Source organism: Pseudonocardia sp. SID8383 (assembly GCF_009864975.1).
Classification (GTDB): Bacteria; Actinomycetota; Actinomycetes; order Mycobacteriales; family Pseudonocardiaceae; genus Pseudonocardia; species Pseudonocardia alni.
Window position 1 is genome coordinate 1 of record NZ_WWFY01000096.1, and the last position, 743, is coordinate 743.

The following is a 743-nucleotide window of genomic DNA, read 5'->3' on the forward strand; positions in this document are numbered from 1 at the left end:
CCCAGGTGCGGCCGGTCCGCGGAGGCCCGGCAGCGCCCCGGGCGCACGTGCGCCCAGCCGGAGGTGGTGAGGAAGCGGTGCTCGGCGGAGGTGACGAGCCGCGTGCCGTCGTCGAGGGTCACCTCCTGGGCGCGGCGCCGCGTCGACCAGCGCGCGAGCACCGGGGTGCGGACGAAGCGGCGCCGACCGCCGCCGTCGGCGACGGTGCCGACCACCTCGTCACCCGGGCGCAGCTCCCCGATCGGCCGCGACCGGCCGTCCGCGGTGAGCACCGGGGTCTCCGGGACGAGGCAGTAGGTGCACGCGTGCGAGCAGCCGCGGTAGGGGTTGACCGTCCAGCCGAACGGCACCGGCGACGACGACGGCACCCGGTTCAGCACCGAGCGCGCCTCGACCTCGTGGAACACCGTGTCCGCGAACCCCGGCGTGCGCACCGAGCGCAGCAACCCCCGCATCCCCGGCAGCGCCGTCGCGTTCCCGACACCGTCCGCCCCGACCTGCTGTCCGTTCCATCGCACCGAGTCAGTCGAACACAAGTTCGAACGCCGGACAACCGGTCGTCGCCGGGCGGTCGCGTCCGGGCGAACGGCAGCCCGCAGGTCGAAGATCGTTTGCAAGGATGCGGAGGTGCCCCCGCCTCCGCCCGTCCCGCGCGACCCGTCCGCCCCCGACGGCGGGCGTCCCGCCGCCCCGCGGACGGGTGGGCGGCGGCGCGCCGAGGACCGACCCCCGGGCGCCTCGGG

The 743-nt window shown here is 77.0% G+C and carries 1 pseudogene; it reads right to left on the reverse strand.

Features of this window, described 5'->3' with window-relative positions:
- Positions 1–518, reverse strand: a pseudogene (locus GTW08_RS02210) (radical SAM protein); the annotation flags it as partial.
- Positions 519–743: the final 225 nt, after the last annotated feature.